The 15,390-nt window shown below is 63.6% G+C and carries 13 protein-coding genes; 11 read left to right on the top strand and 2 right to left on the bottom strand.

Translation table 11 applies throughout. From position 1 onward, the window contains the following. The first annotated feature begins 222 nt into the window (after positions 1–222). Complete coding sequence (locus ACFT1A_RS08510; protein ID WP_378446605.1) at positions 223–1,134, top strand: hypothetical protein; 912 nt, start codon at positions 223–225, stop codon at positions 1,132–1,134. Here the strand turns inward: ACFT1A_RS08510 and ACFT1A_RS08505 are convergent. Beyond that, positions 1,122–1,733 (bottom strand): phosphoribosylanthranilate isomerase, encoded by a 612-nt coding sequence (locus ACFT1A_RS08505; RefSeq protein ID WP_378446604.1) that lies wholly within the window; start codon positions 1,731–1,733, stop codon positions 1,122–1,124. The genes ACFT1A_RS08510 and ACFT1A_RS08505 overlap by 13 nt on opposite strands. Before the next feature lie 69 nt (positions 1,734–1,802). Between ACFT1A_RS08505 and ACFT1A_RS08500 the strand changes: the two genes are divergently transcribed. From ACFT1A_RS08500 to ACFT1A_RS08480, 5 genes are all read left to right on the top strand, one after another. Further along, positions 1,803–3,104, top strand: a complete 1,302-nt coding sequence (locus ACFT1A_RS08500) for an alpha/beta hydrolase (RefSeq protein ID WP_378446603.1) — start codon at positions 1,803–1,805, stop codon at positions 3,102–3,104. Positions 3,105–3,195: 91 nt separating this feature from the next. Further along, positions 3,196–4,425: an acyl-CoA dehydrogenase family protein gene (locus ACFT1A_RS08495; protein ID WP_230814689.1), complete on the top strand. Its 1,230-nt coding sequence runs from the start codon at positions 3,196–3,198 to the stop codon at positions 4,423–4,425. 187 nt (positions 4,426–4,612) lie between these two features. Beyond that, positions 4,613–5,209: a CatB-related O-acetyltransferase gene (locus ACFT1A_RS08490; RefSeq protein ID WP_378446958.1), complete on the top strand. Its 597-nt coding sequence runs from the start codon at positions 4,613–4,615 to the stop codon at positions 5,207–5,209. A 300-nt stretch (positions 5,210–5,509) separates the two neighbouring features. After that, on the top strand, positions 5,510–5,863 hold the full coding sequence (locus ACFT1A_RS08485; protein WP_378446602.1) for a VOC family protein: 354 nt from the start codon (positions 5,510–5,512) through the stop codon (positions 5,861–5,863). Between the two features lie 88 nt (positions 5,864–5,951). Continuing rightward, complete coding sequence (locus ACFT1A_RS08480) at positions 5,952–7,271, top strand: M18 family aminopeptidase (protein WP_378446601.1); 1,320 nt, start codon at positions 5,952–5,954, stop codon at positions 7,269–7,271. Between the two features lie 11 nt (positions 7,272–7,282). Here the strand turns inward: ACFT1A_RS08480 and ACFT1A_RS08475 are convergent, their stop codons facing one another. Then, complete coding sequence (locus ACFT1A_RS08475; RefSeq protein ID WP_378446600.1) at positions 7,283–8,269, bottom strand: Dyp-type peroxidase; 987 nt, start codon at positions 8,267–8,269, stop codon at positions 7,283–7,285. A 251-nt stretch (positions 8,270–8,520) separates the two neighbouring features. On the opposite strand from ACFT1A_RS08475, the gene purL reads away from it, so the two are divergent. From purL to purF, 5 genes are all read left to right on the top strand, one after another. After that, positions 8,521–10,809 (top strand): phosphoribosylformylglycinamidine synthase subunit PurL, encoded by a 2,289-nt coding sequence (gene purL, locus ACFT1A_RS08470; protein ID WP_378446599.1) that lies wholly within the window; start codon positions 8,521–8,523, stop codon positions 10,807–10,809. Positions 10,810–10,812: 3 nt separating this feature from the next. After that, positions 10,813–12,597 carry an alpha/beta hydrolase gene (locus ACFT1A_RS08465; protein WP_378446598.1) on the top strand — a complete coding sequence of 595 codons (1,785 nt, stop codon included), beginning with the start codon at positions 10,813–10,815 and terminating at the stop codon, positions 12,595–12,597. Next, the gene (locus ACFT1A_RS08460; protein WP_378446597.1) at positions 12,594–13,250 is read left to right on the top strand and encodes a CPBP family intramembrane glutamic endopeptidase; all 657 of its coding nucleotides are present in this window, start codon (positions 12,594–12,596) and stop codon (positions 13,248–13,250) included. The genes ACFT1A_RS08465 and ACFT1A_RS08460 overlap by 4 nt, the downstream gene beginning before the upstream one ends. Beyond that, positions 13,250–13,639, top strand: coding sequence for a sterol carrier family protein (locus tag ACFT1A_RS08455; RefSeq protein WP_214883455.1), 390 nt, complete (start codon positions 13,250–13,252; stop codon positions 13,637–13,639). The genes ACFT1A_RS08460 and ACFT1A_RS08455 overlap by 1 nt, the downstream gene beginning before the upstream one ends. Before the next feature lie 147 nt (positions 13,640–13,786). Continuing rightward, positions 13,787–15,364: an amidophosphoribosyltransferase gene (purF, locus tag ACFT1A_RS08450; protein ID WP_003940541.1), complete on the top strand. Its 1,578-nt coding sequence runs from the start codon at positions 13,787–13,789 to the stop codon at positions 15,362–15,364. Positions 15,365–15,390 lie beyond the last annotated feature (26 nt).

The raw sequence follows: 15,390 nt of genomic DNA, 5'->3' as shown, positions 1-15,390 counted from the left end.
AAACTTCGTGTAACTGACGCGGGACTTCCTGCAACTGACGCGCACAACTCGAGCGGTCAACCGCGGGTGAGGTCACTCCAGTTGGAAGGACCACTGTATCGGGCGAGCGGGTGCCGTCGGCCCCTCGACCTGGCAAGAGTCTTGACACGGCGCTGTTCACAGCGTTTGACTGAGATGCAAGCTCGAGTTGATTCGCCGGACTGTGTCCCGGGAGGTTGACCTATGCGCGGCAAGGGAATTGCAGGCAAGGCTTTCTCAGACGAGGGCTGTAGACGTCGAGCACGGTCGCACCGGGGGACCATCCCGGTATTGGCTTTGGTTGGGGTGTGCGTACTTTCGTTTGCCATGACTCAGACGACCGGCGCTCAACCTGTTGCGGAGACTGTCGATACCGGGTTCGTGATCCCCTTTGCCGGGGCACCTGGCTACGAGAGCGTCGCGCCCACGCAGATGACCAGTCCGGATCAGCTCAACCAGCCGCTGGGTCAACAGGTAGCGGACGAGATTGCCGCGCAGATCGGACTCGAACCAGCCGACACTTTGTCCGAGGAGCAGTATCGCGATCTCATCTCCGGCGGTGGGGTCGGGGGCAATCGCGAGGACGCCGAGGTGATCGACGAATGCGCCCGAATATTGACCAATACGAACGGGCGCCCTCTCTACTCCGGCACTACGCCGTCGGTTCTGGCCAGTTACGGGTTGTACGTGAATCCCGACGGGTTGTTGCAGAGCCCCGCCAACGCGGATGCGCCGACGCGGCAGGTGAATACGCTGATCGCTCCCGGCGGTTTTGTGGGCACCTGGCTGCGCAACAACGGTGCGACGCACACTCTGATTGCGCTCTATCAGTCGGCATACACGGTGCAGGCGGTCTACGGATTTGCAGCGCAACAGATTTCGGGTGAAGCGCAGCTGGTGACCAACACCAAAGGCGATGTGAGTTCGGAGGTCGGCATGTCGATGGCGCCGCCGCTCTGGATCGTGAACTTCGCTCTGCTCTACATCTTGAAGCCCTCACTGGCTGCAGCGATGCCTGCACACTGGGCTCCTATTCCGCCTGCTGTTGCCGACGCGGTGAAGGCGAGTCCCACCGGCCAAGTCGCGTTCAGTGACTACGCGTCCTACTTCGAGTGATCGGTCTGCCGGACAGCGCTCACGAACTTCTCGATCAAAGCATGGTCCTTGACGCCGCGGGACGATTCGACGCCGCTGGAGACGTCGACGCCCCAGGCGCCGGTGGCATCCAATGCGTCGCGCACGTTGTCCGGGGACAGTCCGCCTGCCAGGATCCACTGGCCCTGCGGGCGCGATTGCTGTTGGGCCCAGTTCCACGGCACCCCGGATCCGGCATCCGCGCCGTCGATCAGGAGTTCGTCCTCACCGAGGTCGAGGTTGTAACCGTCGCGGACGTTGCTGGAGACGACCGCGCGGATGACGGTGAGGCCGGCGTCGTGCAGCCGCTGCACTTGCTCGGCGTCGACAAGATCGTGAATCTGCACGGTGCGAAGCCCGGTGACCTCGGCGATCTCGAGGATCTGATCGATCGGGTTACCGAGAAAGACTCCGATTGCCCAGATATGGGCGGGGACTCGCGCAAGTAGTTCGACTGCGAGAGCGGGGTCGACTTTGCGGACGCTCTCGGCGAAGACGAAACCGATGGCGTCGACGCCCAGTCCCACCGTGAAGTCGACCGTGTCAACGTCGCGTAGGCCACAGACCTTGATGAATGTCACCTGATCCAGAGTACTAGCGTCGTCGTCTAGCCTCGAGCGTGCGACATTTCTACGCGCGAGAGGCTTGACGTGGACTGGCTCTACCGAATCAGTTTGATCTCGGGACCGCTGCCGGTGATCCTGACTGTCCTTGGGGTCCTGGGTGGTGTGTGGCTGCTCGGTTCGAACGTGCGGTGGTACTACCGCCGAGCGGTGCCGATTGCGGGGCTGATCGCACTGGTGATCATGATCGCCGTGTGGATCACCGTCGAAAAGGTGATCGTGCCGTTCCCCGATCCCATCGCGATGTCGATCTACGTGTGGATCGGTCTCGGTATCTACGCGCTGCTACTTCTCGGGCCGCGAATCAAGGCGGGCGGAACCGTCGCGAAGGCGGTGCTGTCCGTGGTTGCGACCGTGCTGGTCATCGTTACCGCCGCAACGCAGATCAATCTGGTCTTTGCCGCCTATCCGACTGTGGGAATTGCGTTCGGCCACGACGATTTCGACCGCATTTCACTCAGTGAAGTTCCCGGTCCGACGGATCCTGTTGTCACCGGCGACCCCACCGACACGGTGTGGAAAGCGCCCGAAGGCATGCCGATTCGCGGACGAGTCACGACTTTGCCGGTCCCCGGAACGATTTCGGGATTCTCCGCGCGTGACGCTCAGGTGTATCTGCCGCCGTCGTACTTCACTAATCCGCGTCCGCTTCTTCCTGTACTGGTGCTGATGGCCGGCCAGCCTGGCAAACCAGAGGACTGGCTTCAAGGCGGAAAGCTGACCGCGACAATGGATTCTTTCGCGCGCGATCATGCCGGGCTGGCTCCGGTTGTCGTGATCGCCGACGGAACGGGTTCGCAGATGGCCAATCCGTTGTGCACCGACTCTTCGCAGGGCAAGGTCGGCACGTATCTGGCAAAGGACTTGCCCGCGGCAGTGGCGAGTGCGTTCCAGATCGACACGAATCCGAGAGCGTGGGCCATCGGCGGGCTCTCCTACGGCGGTACCTGTTCACTACAGATGGCGACCAACTATCCCGACGTGTACCCGACATTCCTCGATCTGTCCGGTCAGTTGGAGCCTTCGCTCGGTGACCGACAGCGGACCGTCGACGAGATATTCGGCGGCGACGAGGCAGCGTTCGTGAAGGTGAATCCGATGGATCTCCTGGCGACGCGGAAGTTCCCGAACTCGGGCGGAGTGTTTGTGGTCGGAACAGATGACAACGAGTTCAAGCCCGGCCAGCAAAAGGTGTACGAAGCGGCCAAAGCGGCCGGAATGGACGCCAGGTATCTCGAGCTTCCCGGTGGTCACAGCTTTTCGGTGTGGTCCGCTGGCGTCGAACAGGAACTGGTGTGGATCTCGCAGCGAATGGGACTGATCAGCTGAATCCTGTTCCGGTTTTGGAACGTGTTCTATATTCGGTGGGTGGCTGTCGTTCGGCAGTCTCCCGATCGTTCACCGACTGGAGTTCAGGCACATGTACGAGTGGTCCGACACCGACCTGATGTTCCGCGACGCCTTGCGGGGCTTTATCGACAAAGAGGTGCGACCTCACGTCGACGAGCTCGAAAGTGGTGCGCTGCCGCCGTTCGACATCATCCGCAAGCTGTACTCGACCTTCGGTCTCGCCGACATGGCACGCGAGGGTCTCGAGAAGTCGCTGGCACGTGAGCGTGGCGATGCACCCTCCAGTGACGGTGAGAAGTCGAGCGCATTCAGCGGCGCAGGCAGCATGGGCGTTGTGCTCAACAGTGAATTGGCCGGAGTCAGCCTCGGTCTCGTCGCGTCGTTGGGCGTCAGCCTCGGATTGGCCGCCGGAACCATCCGCAGCCGCGGCACACTCGCACAGAAGGAACGCTGGCTCCCCGGCCTGGTGACTTTCGAAACCGTCGGCGCCTGGGCGATCACCGAACCGGATTCGGGCTCGGATGCCTTCGGCGGCATGAAGTCCTACGTGCGCCGCGATGGTGACGACTACATCCTCAACGGCAACAAGACCTTCATCACCAACGGACCGTACGCCGACGTGATGATCGTCTACGCAAAGCTCGACGAGGGCGACGCGTCGGTTGATCGCCGCGATCGCAAGGTGCTCGCCTTCATCCTCGACAAGGGCATGGAGGGGCTCACACAGAGCCCGCCGTTCAAGAAGATGGGCATGAACTCCTCACCCACCGGTGAGCTGTTCTTCGACAACGTCCGCATCACCAAGGATCGCCTGCTCGGCGAAACCGAGGACAGCGGAAAATCGGACGGTAAGTCCAGCGCCAAGGAGAGCTTTGCCGCCGAACGCATCGGCATCGCGTCCCTCTCACTCGGCATCATCAACGAATGTCACCGTCTGAGTATCGAATACGCGAAGTCCCGCAAATTGTGGGGACGTGAGATCGGGCAGTTCCAGCTCATCCAGCTCAAGCTGGCCGAGATGGAGGTCGCTCGAATCAACGTGCAGAACATGGTCTTCAACGCGATCGAACGCACCGCGGCCGGAGACAAGGTGAGCTTGGCGGAGGCGTCAGCGATGAAGCTGTACTCCTCGCGCGCAGCGACCGAAGTCGCGATGGAGGCCGTGCAACTGTTCGGTGGAAACGGCTACATGGCCGAGTACCGAGTGGAGCAGTTGGCGCGTGATGCCAAGTCGCTCATGATCTATGCGGGCAGCAACGAAATTCAGGTCACCCATATTGCCAAGGGGCTTCTGGGCTGACGACCGGCACGTTTTCGCGTGTCGGTCGACCGCAGCAGGAACCAGATAGTCTTGCTGCGGTCGGCGACACCGCGCCGACGGATCGGAGTTGGTAATGGACGCGTCAGATCCCACTGCGTCAGATTTCGCTGCGCCGGATCACACTGCGCCGGATCACACTGCGCCGGATTCCACCCTTGTTCATCCGATGGCCGGGCAACCGCGGGTGGTGTTGCTGAGGCCGTTGATCGACAACGCGTTGATCGAGGTAGGGGAGTACACCTACTACGACGATCCGGAGTTCGCCGAAGAGTTCGAGACTCGAAACGTGTTGCACCACTACGGTCCCGACAAGCTGGTGATCGGAAAGTTCTGCGCGCTGGCAACCGGCGTCACCTTCATCATGAACGGCGCAAATCATCGTATGAACGGTGTCTCCACCTACCCGTTCCCGATCATGGGCGGCGATTGGGCCAGGCACATGGATTTGGTGCAGGATCTGCCGTCGCGCGGTGACACCGTCGTCGGGAACGACGTGTGGTTCGGCGGGAACGTGACAGTCATGCCCGGTGTTCGGATCGGTCACGGGGCGATCGTGTCCACTGGTGCCGTCGTGACGCGCGACGTCCCGGACTACGCAATTGTCGGCGGCAACCCGGCAACGGAGATCAAGCGCCGCTTCAGTGCTGAAGACATCGAGAAGTTGGTGCGAATTGCGTGGTGGGACTGGCCGATCGAGAAGATCACCCGCCACGTCCGGGTGATCTCGGACGGGAGTGTCGCGGAACTCGAAGCGGTCGAGTGATCTCCTCGCCCGCTAGTTCGTTCGTGTGAGCGAGTAGTTCCGGACGTGAAGCAGAGTGGCGGCGACAAGACCGACAGCAAGACCTGTGGCAGTGAAGGTGATCGGGTTCGGTTCGAGGTCGAAGTGGATGATGGTCAGGCGAGCACTCCGAGGATGCTCAGGAGCAAGCCGGTCGCGATGAAAACTGCGAAGAGTGGTTCTGAAGCGCGGTCGCGCAGCGTTGTGAGTCGCATTCGAGGATCGTCTCATCTCAGCCCGAGATCGCGAGTCTTTGTCGGTGGCTTCCATTAGCGTGTGCGCATGACTCTCACACTCGGCATGATCACCTTCGACAGTCTCGATCCCGGTCCGCTCGCAACGTGGTGGGCAACGCAGTTGGGCGGAAACATCGTCGAGGAAAACGACGGTTGGTTCTACATCGTCTCGGTCCCGGACAGCGCCACCAACTTCGCTTTCCAGAAGGTCCCGGATCCCACGGCAGGGAAGAATCGCATCCATCTCGATCTGGGAAGTCCGGATCTCGACGCCGAGGTGGCGCGACTCGTCGAGGCCGGGGCAACCGAACACCACCGCGAGAACATGGACGGTTTCCGCTGGGTGACGCTCCTCGATCCTGATGGGAACCAGTTCTGCGTGTCCGGTCCGCACGCCTGAGCTGACCAGTCCTGTGCCCGCTTGATTCGGGCCCACTGAATTCGCGCCCGCTGATATCGCGGACACCTGTTCGGGCATGATGAGGGGCATGACTTCTCAGACTTCTCGGACGTCTCAGGCCGGGGCGGCTTCTCTGACCGGGGCCGACGCAGACGGCTTGTGCAGCTTCGTCGATTCGTCACCGTCGCCGTTCCATGTGTGCGCGACGGTGGCGACCGAGTTGACTGCCGGTGGGTTCGTCGAAGTCCACGAAACGCAGTCGTGGCCCGCCGAGCCCGGACGGTACTTCCTCGTGCGAGGTGGTTCGCTGATCGCCTGGAGCACCGAGGGCGTCGGAAGTACCGCTCCGTTCCGAATTGTCGGAGGTCATACCGACAGCCCGAATCTGCGGGTCAAACAGCATCCCGACCTCACTTCGGCCGGGTGGCAGATGGTGGGCCTCGAACCGTACGGCGGTGCGTGGCTGAACTCGTGGCTCGACCGCGATCTCGGTATCTCCGGACGATTGAGTGTCCGGGTGGGAAACACTGTGGAGCAGAAGCTGGTTCGCATTGACGACCCGATTCTTCGTGTTCCGCAGCTGGCTATCCACCTGTCCGAAGATCGCAAGGGCGTGACGCTGGATCCGCAGCGGCACGTCAACGGAATCTGGGGAGTGGGTTCGAAGCCCAAGTCTTTCATCGGTTTTGTCGCCGAGCATGCGGGTGTGGCCGCGTCGTCGGTTCTCGGCTGGGAGTTGATGACACACGACCTCGCGCCCAGCGCAGTGGTGGGCGTGGACAAGGAATTGGTCAGCGCCCCTCGGCTCGACAATCAGGGCACGTGTTATGCAGGGACACAAGCACTTCTGGTCGCGGCCGAGTCGCCGGGGCAGCAGGTCCCGGTGCTTGCACTCTTCGATCATGAAGAGGTCGGCAGCATGTCCGATCGCGGAGCTTTCTCGGACCTGCTGAACACCGTGCTCGAGCGGATCGTGTTGGGACGCGGTGGTGGCCGCGAAGAATTCCTGCAGGCGATGGCCGGCTCGGTATGCGCGTCGGGCGACATGGCGCACGCGACGCACCCCAACTATCCGGACCGCCACGAGCCCGCTCATCGGATCGAGATCAACGGTGGGCCGGTACTCAAGGTGAACCAGAACCTGCGATACGCCACCGACGCAGCCGGTGCAGGCGAATTCGCGCTCGCCTGCGATCAGGCAGGAGTGCCCATGCAGCGCTACGTCCACCGCGCTGATCTGCCGTGCGGCTCCACCATCGGACCGATCACGGCATCACGCACCGGACTCTCCACCGTCGACGTGGGCGCGCCTCAGCTCGCCATGCACTCGGCGCGCGAGCTGATGGGCGCGGCGGATGTCCGCATGTATGCCGACGCGCTTGGCGCCTTCCTCACGCCGCGCAGTTAGAGGGCGCGTAGTTAAAGTGCTGGGAGCCCAGTGGGCGTAGAGGGGGCAGTCGGTAGATCCTCGAAGAAGTCGGCGCTCGGTGTGAAGAACATCGAGCCCGTCACGGCCGTCGAGAAGTCGAGCAGACGGTCGTAATTGCCGCGAGGGTTGCCGAGAAACATGTTCTCGAGCATCCGTTCGGTGATCGCCGGCGTGCGGCAGTAGCCGATGAAGAAGGTGCCGATCGCGTCGTCGCCGAGGCGTCCGTACGGCATGTTGGCGCGCAGGATCTCGAGAGCCTTGCCGTTCTCGTCCTTGATTGCGTTGAGGGCTACGTGCGAGTTGGCCGGCTTCACGTCGGACGTCATCTCGATGTCCTCGAGCTTGCTGCGTCCGATCACACGCTCCTGCTCGTCGACGGTGATTGCTTCCCAGTCCCGCATCTTGTGGATGTAGCGCTGGATGTGGACGTAGCTGCCGCCTGCGAACTCGGGATCCTCGTCGCCGACCGTCACCGCCGCGACGGCGTCGCGGCCCACCGGATTCTCGGTGCCGTCGACGAAGCCGATGAGGTCGCGGTTCTCGAAGTACTGGAAGCCGTGAACTTCGTCGACGACGGTGACCGCGCCGTGCAGTCGCTTCGTGATCTGCCGAGCGACCTCGAAACACGCGTCCATGCTCATCGCGCGGATGTGGAAGAGCAGATCGCCGGGAGTCGACGGCGCCGAGTGAACGTCACCCTGTAAAGCGGTGAACGGGTGCAGTAGGGCAGGGCGCGGACCGGCGAACAGTCGATCCCAGGCCGACGATCCGATGCTTGTCACCACATCCAAACCTGATCCGGGGACGCGCAGCCCCACGGCGCGCTGCAGACCCGCGACGTCGGCGAGTAGCTCTCTTGTGGTGTTCTCGCCACCCGGATTTACGGTCGCGACCAGGAATATTGCAGCCGGAGTGAGGGGAGTGGTCACCGACTGGGACTGCGCCGTGAGATCGGACTGACGAACATCCTGGGGCATGCGAGGCCTTTCGAGGGAGAGAGTGGACCGGCCCTGACCTTAAGAAAACCGACCGGATCACCCAAACCGGGGCGGGTGTGACCGGCGATACTTCGCAGGCCCGGAGGTGTTGCGGGTGCTGCCGTCTGCGGAAGTCGTCGGCCCACACCGATAGACTGTCCCCCGGCACGTTCTTTCGTTGGGCACATTCGTGGTGTCCCGCTCCGCGCCGGCTTGCCTCTTGACTCCCGTAGGGAAGGGACCACTCTCCAGTGTCTGCTCACCAGGTCGATACCGTCACGCACGCATCGGCTGATCCCGATGCCGCTCAGCCGTTCAAGGAGCTCGGTCTCAAGGACGACGAATACGCACGCATCAAGGAGATCCTGGGCCGCCGTCCCACGGACGCCGAACTGGCGATGTACTCGGTGATGTGGAGCGAGCACTGCTCGTACAAGTCCTCGAAGGTCCACCTCGGATACTTCGGCAAGACCACCACCGACGAGATGCGCGCCAACATGCTGGCCGGTATCGGTGAGAACGCCGGCGTCGTCGACATCGGCGACGGCTGGGCAGTCACGTTCAAGGTCGAGAGCCACAACCACCCGTCGTACGTCGAGCCCTACCAGGGTGCGGCCACCGGAGTCGGCGGCATCGTCCGCGACATCATGGCCATGGGTGCGCGCCCGATCGCCGTCATGGATCAGCTGCGTTTCGGCGCTGCTGACGCCCCCGACACTCGTCGCGTCGTCGACGGTGTCGTGCGTGGTGTCGGTGGATACGGAAACTCCCTCGGCCTGCCGAACATCGGCGGCGAGACGGTCTTCGACGAGTCCTACGCAGGCAACCCGCTGGTCAACGCACTGGCAGCCGGCGTCATGCGTGTCGAGGATCTGCATCTGGCCTTCGCTTCGGGCGCAGGCAACAAGATCATCCTGTTCGGCGCACGCACCGGTCTCGACGGAATCGGCGGCGTTTCGGTCCTCGCGTCGGCAACCTTCGACGACGAGGGTGGAGACACCGGCGGACGTAAGAAGCTGCCCGCGGTTCAGGTCGGCGACCCGTTCACCGAGAAGGTACTCATCGAGTGCTGTCTCGACCTCTACAAGGCCGGCCTCGTTGTCGGTATCCAGGACCTCGGCGGCGCCGGGCTGTCCTGCGCAACCTCCGAGCTGGCTGCAGCCGGCGACGGCGGCATGCACATCAACCTCGAGAAGGTTCCGATGCGCGCCACCGGCATGACCCCGGCCGAGGTGCTCTCGAGCGAATCGCAGGAGCGCATGTGCGCCGTGGTCACGCCCGAGAACGTCGATGCGTTCATGGAGGTCTGCAAGAAGTGGGACGTCCTGGCCACCGACATCGGCGAGGTCACCGACGGTGAGCACCTCACCATCTCCTGGCACGGCGAGACCGTCGTCGACGTTCCCCCGCGCACCGTCGCTCACGAGGGCCCGGTCTACAACCGTCCCGTCGAGCGCCCGGCAAGCCAGGACGCGTTGATCGCGAACACGACCGCAGGGCTCGAGCGTCCCGAGACGGACGAAGAACTCGAAGCCACTTTGCTGAAGATGATCGCTTCGCCTGCCCTGTGCAGCCGCAAGTGGATCACCGAGCAGTACGACCGCTACGTCCGCGGCAACACCGTCCTGGCCGAGAACGCCGACGGCGGCGTCATCCGCATCGACGAGAAGACCGGACGCGGAATCGCACTGTCCACCGACGCTTCGGGCCGCTACACCGCGCTCGATCCGTACACCGGTGCCCAGCTCGCGTTGGCCGAGGCTTTCCGCAACGTGGCAGTCACGGGCGCAACGCCCAAGGCCGTCTCCAACTGCCTCAACTTCGGTTCGCCCGAGGATCCGGGTGTCATGTGGCAGTTCCAGCAGGCTGTTCGCGGCCTCGCCGACGGCTGCGCCACCCTTGGCATCCCCGTCACCGGCGGCAACGTCAGCTTCTACAACCAGACCGGATCCACGGCGATCCTGCCGACGCCGGTGGTTGCCGTCCTCGGTGTGATCGACGACGTTCACCGCCGCATCCCGACGGGCCTCGGACTCGAGCCCGGCGAGACGCTGATCCTGCTCGGCGACACCCACGACGAGTTCGACGGTTCCATCTGGTCGCAGGTCCAGCACGGTCATCTCGGTGGCGTGCCGCCGAAGGTCGACCTCGCGCGTGAGCAGCTGCTCGCGGACATCCTGCTCGCCTCCTCGCGTGACGGACTGGTCACCGCAGCCCACGACCTCTCCGAGGGTGGACTGGCCCAGGCCGTCGTCGAAGCCGCGCTGGCCGGCGAAACCGGTTGCCGCATCCTGATTCCCGAGGGCGCCGATCCGTTCGTCACCCTGTTCTCGGAATCGTCAGGACGCGTCCTCGTTGCTGTTCCGCGCACGGAAGAAACCCGCTTCACGGGTATGTGCACCGCCCGCGGCTTGCCGTGGACGCGTATCGGGGTCGTCGACGAGGGCAGTGATTCCGTCGAGGTCCAGGGACACTTCTCCGTCACGATGGCCAAGCTCCGTGAGGCCTTCGAGGGAACGCTGCCCGCTCTGTTCGGGTGATAGATGGTCGATTCCGGAGAACTGACTTCTTCTGACAGCCAGCCGCAGGAACACCACCTGCGGCTGGCTGTTCCCGCATCTCTCGAGAAGCTCGACAATCGCTTCACCGAGTGGGCGTGGGGTCTCCTCAAACTCGACTTCACCGGCATCGCGTTTGCCGCGTTCTTCTTCTGCTGGTCGTTGACTCCCTCGTTGCTGCCGCGAGATTGGCTGTTCCAAGGTCTGATCGGCGGCATCAACTCGGCCATCGGCTACGGCGTCGGTACCGCGATCGGCTGGGCTGTCGAGCGATACCTGCTCAGCGGGCGACGGTGGTGGCCACTGCCCGAACCGGTGCCGTCCGCGATCAAAGTCTTCGTTCCGGTCGCGTCCATCGTCGCGGCGATCATCATGCTGGTCTACGCGGCCGGGTGGCAACGCGAAATCGCGGCACTGACCGATGCCGAAGGCACGACCACCTCGGGCTACATCCGAACACTCGGACTGAGTCTTCTCATCGGCGGTCTGCTCATCTCGATCTGGCGGGTCCTGCACGATCTGGTGAAACTGATTGCCCGACAGCTGATGCGGCGGTTCCACTGGTCACGATCGGTGGCCAACGGTGTCGGCGTCCTGGTTGTCACCGTTCTGTTCTTCATGCTGGTCGACGGCGTCCTGGTCCGCGGAATCTACGCAGCGACCAACTCGATCTTCAGTCTGCAGAACTCGACCACTCGCGACGGCGTCGTCGAACCGCAGGATCCGATGAAATCAGGTAGCCCCGAATCTGCTGCTCCCTGGGACACATTGGGGTTCGAGGGACGAAACTTCGTCTCGCGCGGACTCGACGCGCAGGAACTCGAAGCGGCAACCGGTAAGCCGGCGATGGATCCGATTCGCGTGTACGCCGGCCTCGAAAGCGCCGAAGATCCCGAAGAGCGCATGGATCTGGTCATCAAAGAACTGGAGAGGACCGGCGCATTCCAGCGCAAGGTTCTCGTGGTCATTCCGACGACGGGTACGGGGTGGGTCAATCCCACTGCGGCACAGGCAATCGAACTTGTGCACGACGGCGACACTGCTCTTGTCGCCAGCCAGTACTCGTACCTGCCGAGTTGGATCTCGTTCCTCGCCGACCAGGAGAAGGCGCAAGCAGCCGGACGCCTGTTGATCGAGCGGGTGCACGAAAGATGGCTCCAGGAACCGGAAGCCACCAGGCCGAAGTTCATGGTCTACGGCGAGAGCCTCGGCGTCATGGCCGGCGCCGGAGCCTTCGACACACTGCAAGCGGCGCGCGATACCGCCGACGGAATTCTGTGGGTTGGCCCACCGAACGCGACGCAGTTGTGGCGTTCGATCGAGAAGAGGCGCGATCCCGGTACCCCCGAAGTAGCGCCCGTATACGCGGACGGCCTGGCCGGCGTGCGGTTCGCGGATCGCTCCGAAGACATTCCGACCGACGGGATGACGTGGCCGGAGCCGCGAGTTCTGTTTGTCCAGCACCCTTCCGATCCGGTGGTGTGGTGGTCGCCCGACCTGATGTTCAATCGTCCCGAGTGGCTCAAGGAAGTACCGGGATTCGACCGCTCACCGTCGATGAAGTGGTTCCCGGTCGTGACGTTCTGGCAGGTGTCCGCCGACCTCGGCAACGCCGCGGGAGTTCCGGACGGCCATGGTCACAATTACGGAACCTCCGTTCTGGACGCCTGGATCAGCGTTGCCCAGCCCGAGGGATGGACGGCCGCAGAAACCGAGCGGGTGCGATCGGCTTTGGTTGTCGCCGTGAAATCCGAGGGCCCGGAGAAGTGAGGGGAGCAGCCTCGATCGCGCTCTCCGCCGCCGCGATCACGTGGAGCAACGTCGTGCTTCCGGCATTCGGTCTTTCGCCTCGCACTCGCGCCGTGGTCAACACCGCGGCCGGTCTGTCGGCCATCGGAGTCCTACTCGCACGTGGTTACACCCGCGAGGAACTCGGCTTGGCGCACACCGGAATTCGTGGTGGTGCTCAGTTCGGCGGAGCCGCGGCCGGCGCAGTACTTACGGGTTACAGCGTCGCTTTGGCCGTTCCCTCCTTGCGTGCGACTCTCGCTGCCGACGAGCGAGCAGACGGCCGCGAAGACTTCCTCGAATGGATCGTCCTGCACATCCCGTTCGGCACAGTGCTCTCCGAGGAACTGTTGTTCCGTAGCGCGATGTCCGCGGTCTGGAACCGTGAACTGAACAGGCCGACCGCGCAGGCCGTTCACGCACTGACCTTCGGGCTGTGGCACGTCGCCCCCGCCCGCGGCGCCGGCGACAACGTTCCCGCAGCAGTGGCATTCACCGGTGCGTCGGCATTGCTGTTCGAGTGGCTGCACCGCCGGGGCGGCAGCGTGCTTGCCCCCGCTCTGCTGCACCTGGCCGCGAATGCCGGTGGCGCACTTGCCGTTCGTATCGCTACTCGCAGACAGGGAGTGAACTGATGCCGCCCCGCCGCGCCGTCGACCCCGCCGAATTTCGTGCCGCCGTCCTGGCCGTCGGCCCGTGGCTTCGAGATCCGGAACTGCCGAAGCCTTCGCGCAGTGAACTCGGTGCGGCAGTGAAGATGAGTGCGCGCACTCTCGAACAGATCGCCCCCGGATCGAGCGTCGAGGTGCGCGTCCCACCGTTTGTTGCGGTGCAGTGCATCGAAGGTCCGCGTCACACCCGCGGAACCCCGCCCAACGTCGTCGAGACCGACGCTCGGACCTGGTTGCAGATGGTCACCGGACTCCTCGAGTTTTCCGAGGCCGCAGGTGACGGACGAGTCGACGCATCAGGTAGCCGCGCCCCCGAAATAGCGCACTGGCTGCCCCTGCTGCGGTTGGCGTAGTGACAGAGCGGTTGGCGTAGTTACTAGAGACCATCCGGTTCGCTTCGGAGTGATCTGAGGCCCAAGGCTGCCCTCAGGGGAAGCGGGTCCCAAAATGGCCGTAGACTGTGGATGCCCCCCAACCCCTGCCCACAAAGGGAGCGCCCGGTGACTCGTGCCGATCTGTCGGTCAACAGTCCAAATCTCCTCGCTTCGAACCCGTCCGACGAGGACGAGAACGAACCCCGCGAAGAATGCGGTGTATTCGGCGTTTGGGCGCCGGGAGAGGATGTGGCGAAGCTCACTTATTACGGCCTGTACGCACTTCAGCACCGTGGTCAAGAAGCTGCCGGCATTGCGGTAGCCGACGGCTCCCAGGTGTTGGTGTTCAAGGATCTCGGCCTGGTCAGCCAGGTATTCGACGAGCAGACCCTCGCAGCGATGCCAGGACATGTCGCCGTCGGACATTGCCGTTATTCGACGACCGGTTCCACGACGTGGGAGAATGCGCAGCCCATCTTCCGCACGACCACTGCCGGTACGGGCATCGCGCTCGGCCACAACGGCAACCTGGTGAACACCGCTGAACTTGCGAGCCGCACCCGTGCGGCCGGCCTGGTCAACGACAAGCGCCCCAATGCCGCGACTTCCGACTCAGACCTCATCGGTGGTCTGCTGGCACACGCTGCCGGAGACAGCACCATCGAACAGGCCGCGATGGAATTGCTCCCCACCTTGGAGGGCGCGTTCTGCCTGACCTTCATGGACGAGCACACGCTGTACGCAGCGCGCGATCCGCACGGCATCCGCCCGCTCTGCCTCGGCCGTTTGGATCGCGGTTGGGTAGTCGCCAGCGAGACCGCAGCCCTCGACATCGTGGGTGCGTCGTTCGTCCGCGACATCGAACCCGGTGAGCTGCTCGCGATCGACGCCGACGGCGTTCGCTCCTCGCGTTTCGCGAATCCGACGCCCAAGGGCTGTGTCTTCGAGTACGTCTACCTTGCTCGTCCCGACAGCGTCATCGGTGGCCGTTCTGTCCACTCGACCCGCGTCGAGATCGGCCGTCTGCTCGCCAGCGAGCATCCCGCCGAAGGTGACTTGGTCATCCCCGTTCCCGAGTCCGGCACCCCCGCAGCCGTCGGGTACGCACAGGGCTCAGGCATTCCCTACGGCCAGGGTCTGATGAAGAACGCCTACGTCGGCCGTACCTTCATCCAGCCGTCGCAGACGATTCGTCAGCTCGGTATCAGGCTCAAGCTCAACCCGCTCAAGGAAGTCATCCGCGGCAAGCGCCTTGTGGTGGTGGACGATTCGATCGTCCGCGGTAACACTCAGCGTGCGCTCATCCGGATGCTCCGCGAAGCCGGCGCTCTCGAAATCCACGTCCGCATCGCCTCACCGCCGGTCAAGTGGCCTTGCTTCTACGGCATCGACTTCGCTTCACCGGCCGAGTTGATCGCCAACGGAGCGGGCGGGCAGGACGCGACGTTCGAGGAAATGCTCGACGGCGTGCGTCGCTCCATCGGTGCGGACACCCTCGGATACATCTCCACCGAAGGCATGATCGCCGCCACCGAGCAGCCGGCCAGCCGTCTGTGCGCCGCGTGCTTCGACGGGACCTACCCGATCGCGCTTCCCAAGGAAACGTCGATCGGCAAGAACGTCCTCGAGGGGATGCTCGAGAGCACCGCAGGTTCGACCGCCACTCGCGACAACGACAACGCGAGCGCGCTCAGCCGCCCCTGAACACCGAAAGCGCTGAACACCGAAAG

The organism is Rhodococcus sp. NPDC057135 (assembly GCF_042670865.1).
In the GTDB taxonomy this organism is placed as follows: Bacteria; Actinomycetota; Actinomycetes; order Mycobacteriales; family Mycobacteriaceae; genus Rhodococcus_F.
This window is presented reverse-complemented; position numbering and strand designations above follow the sequence as displayed.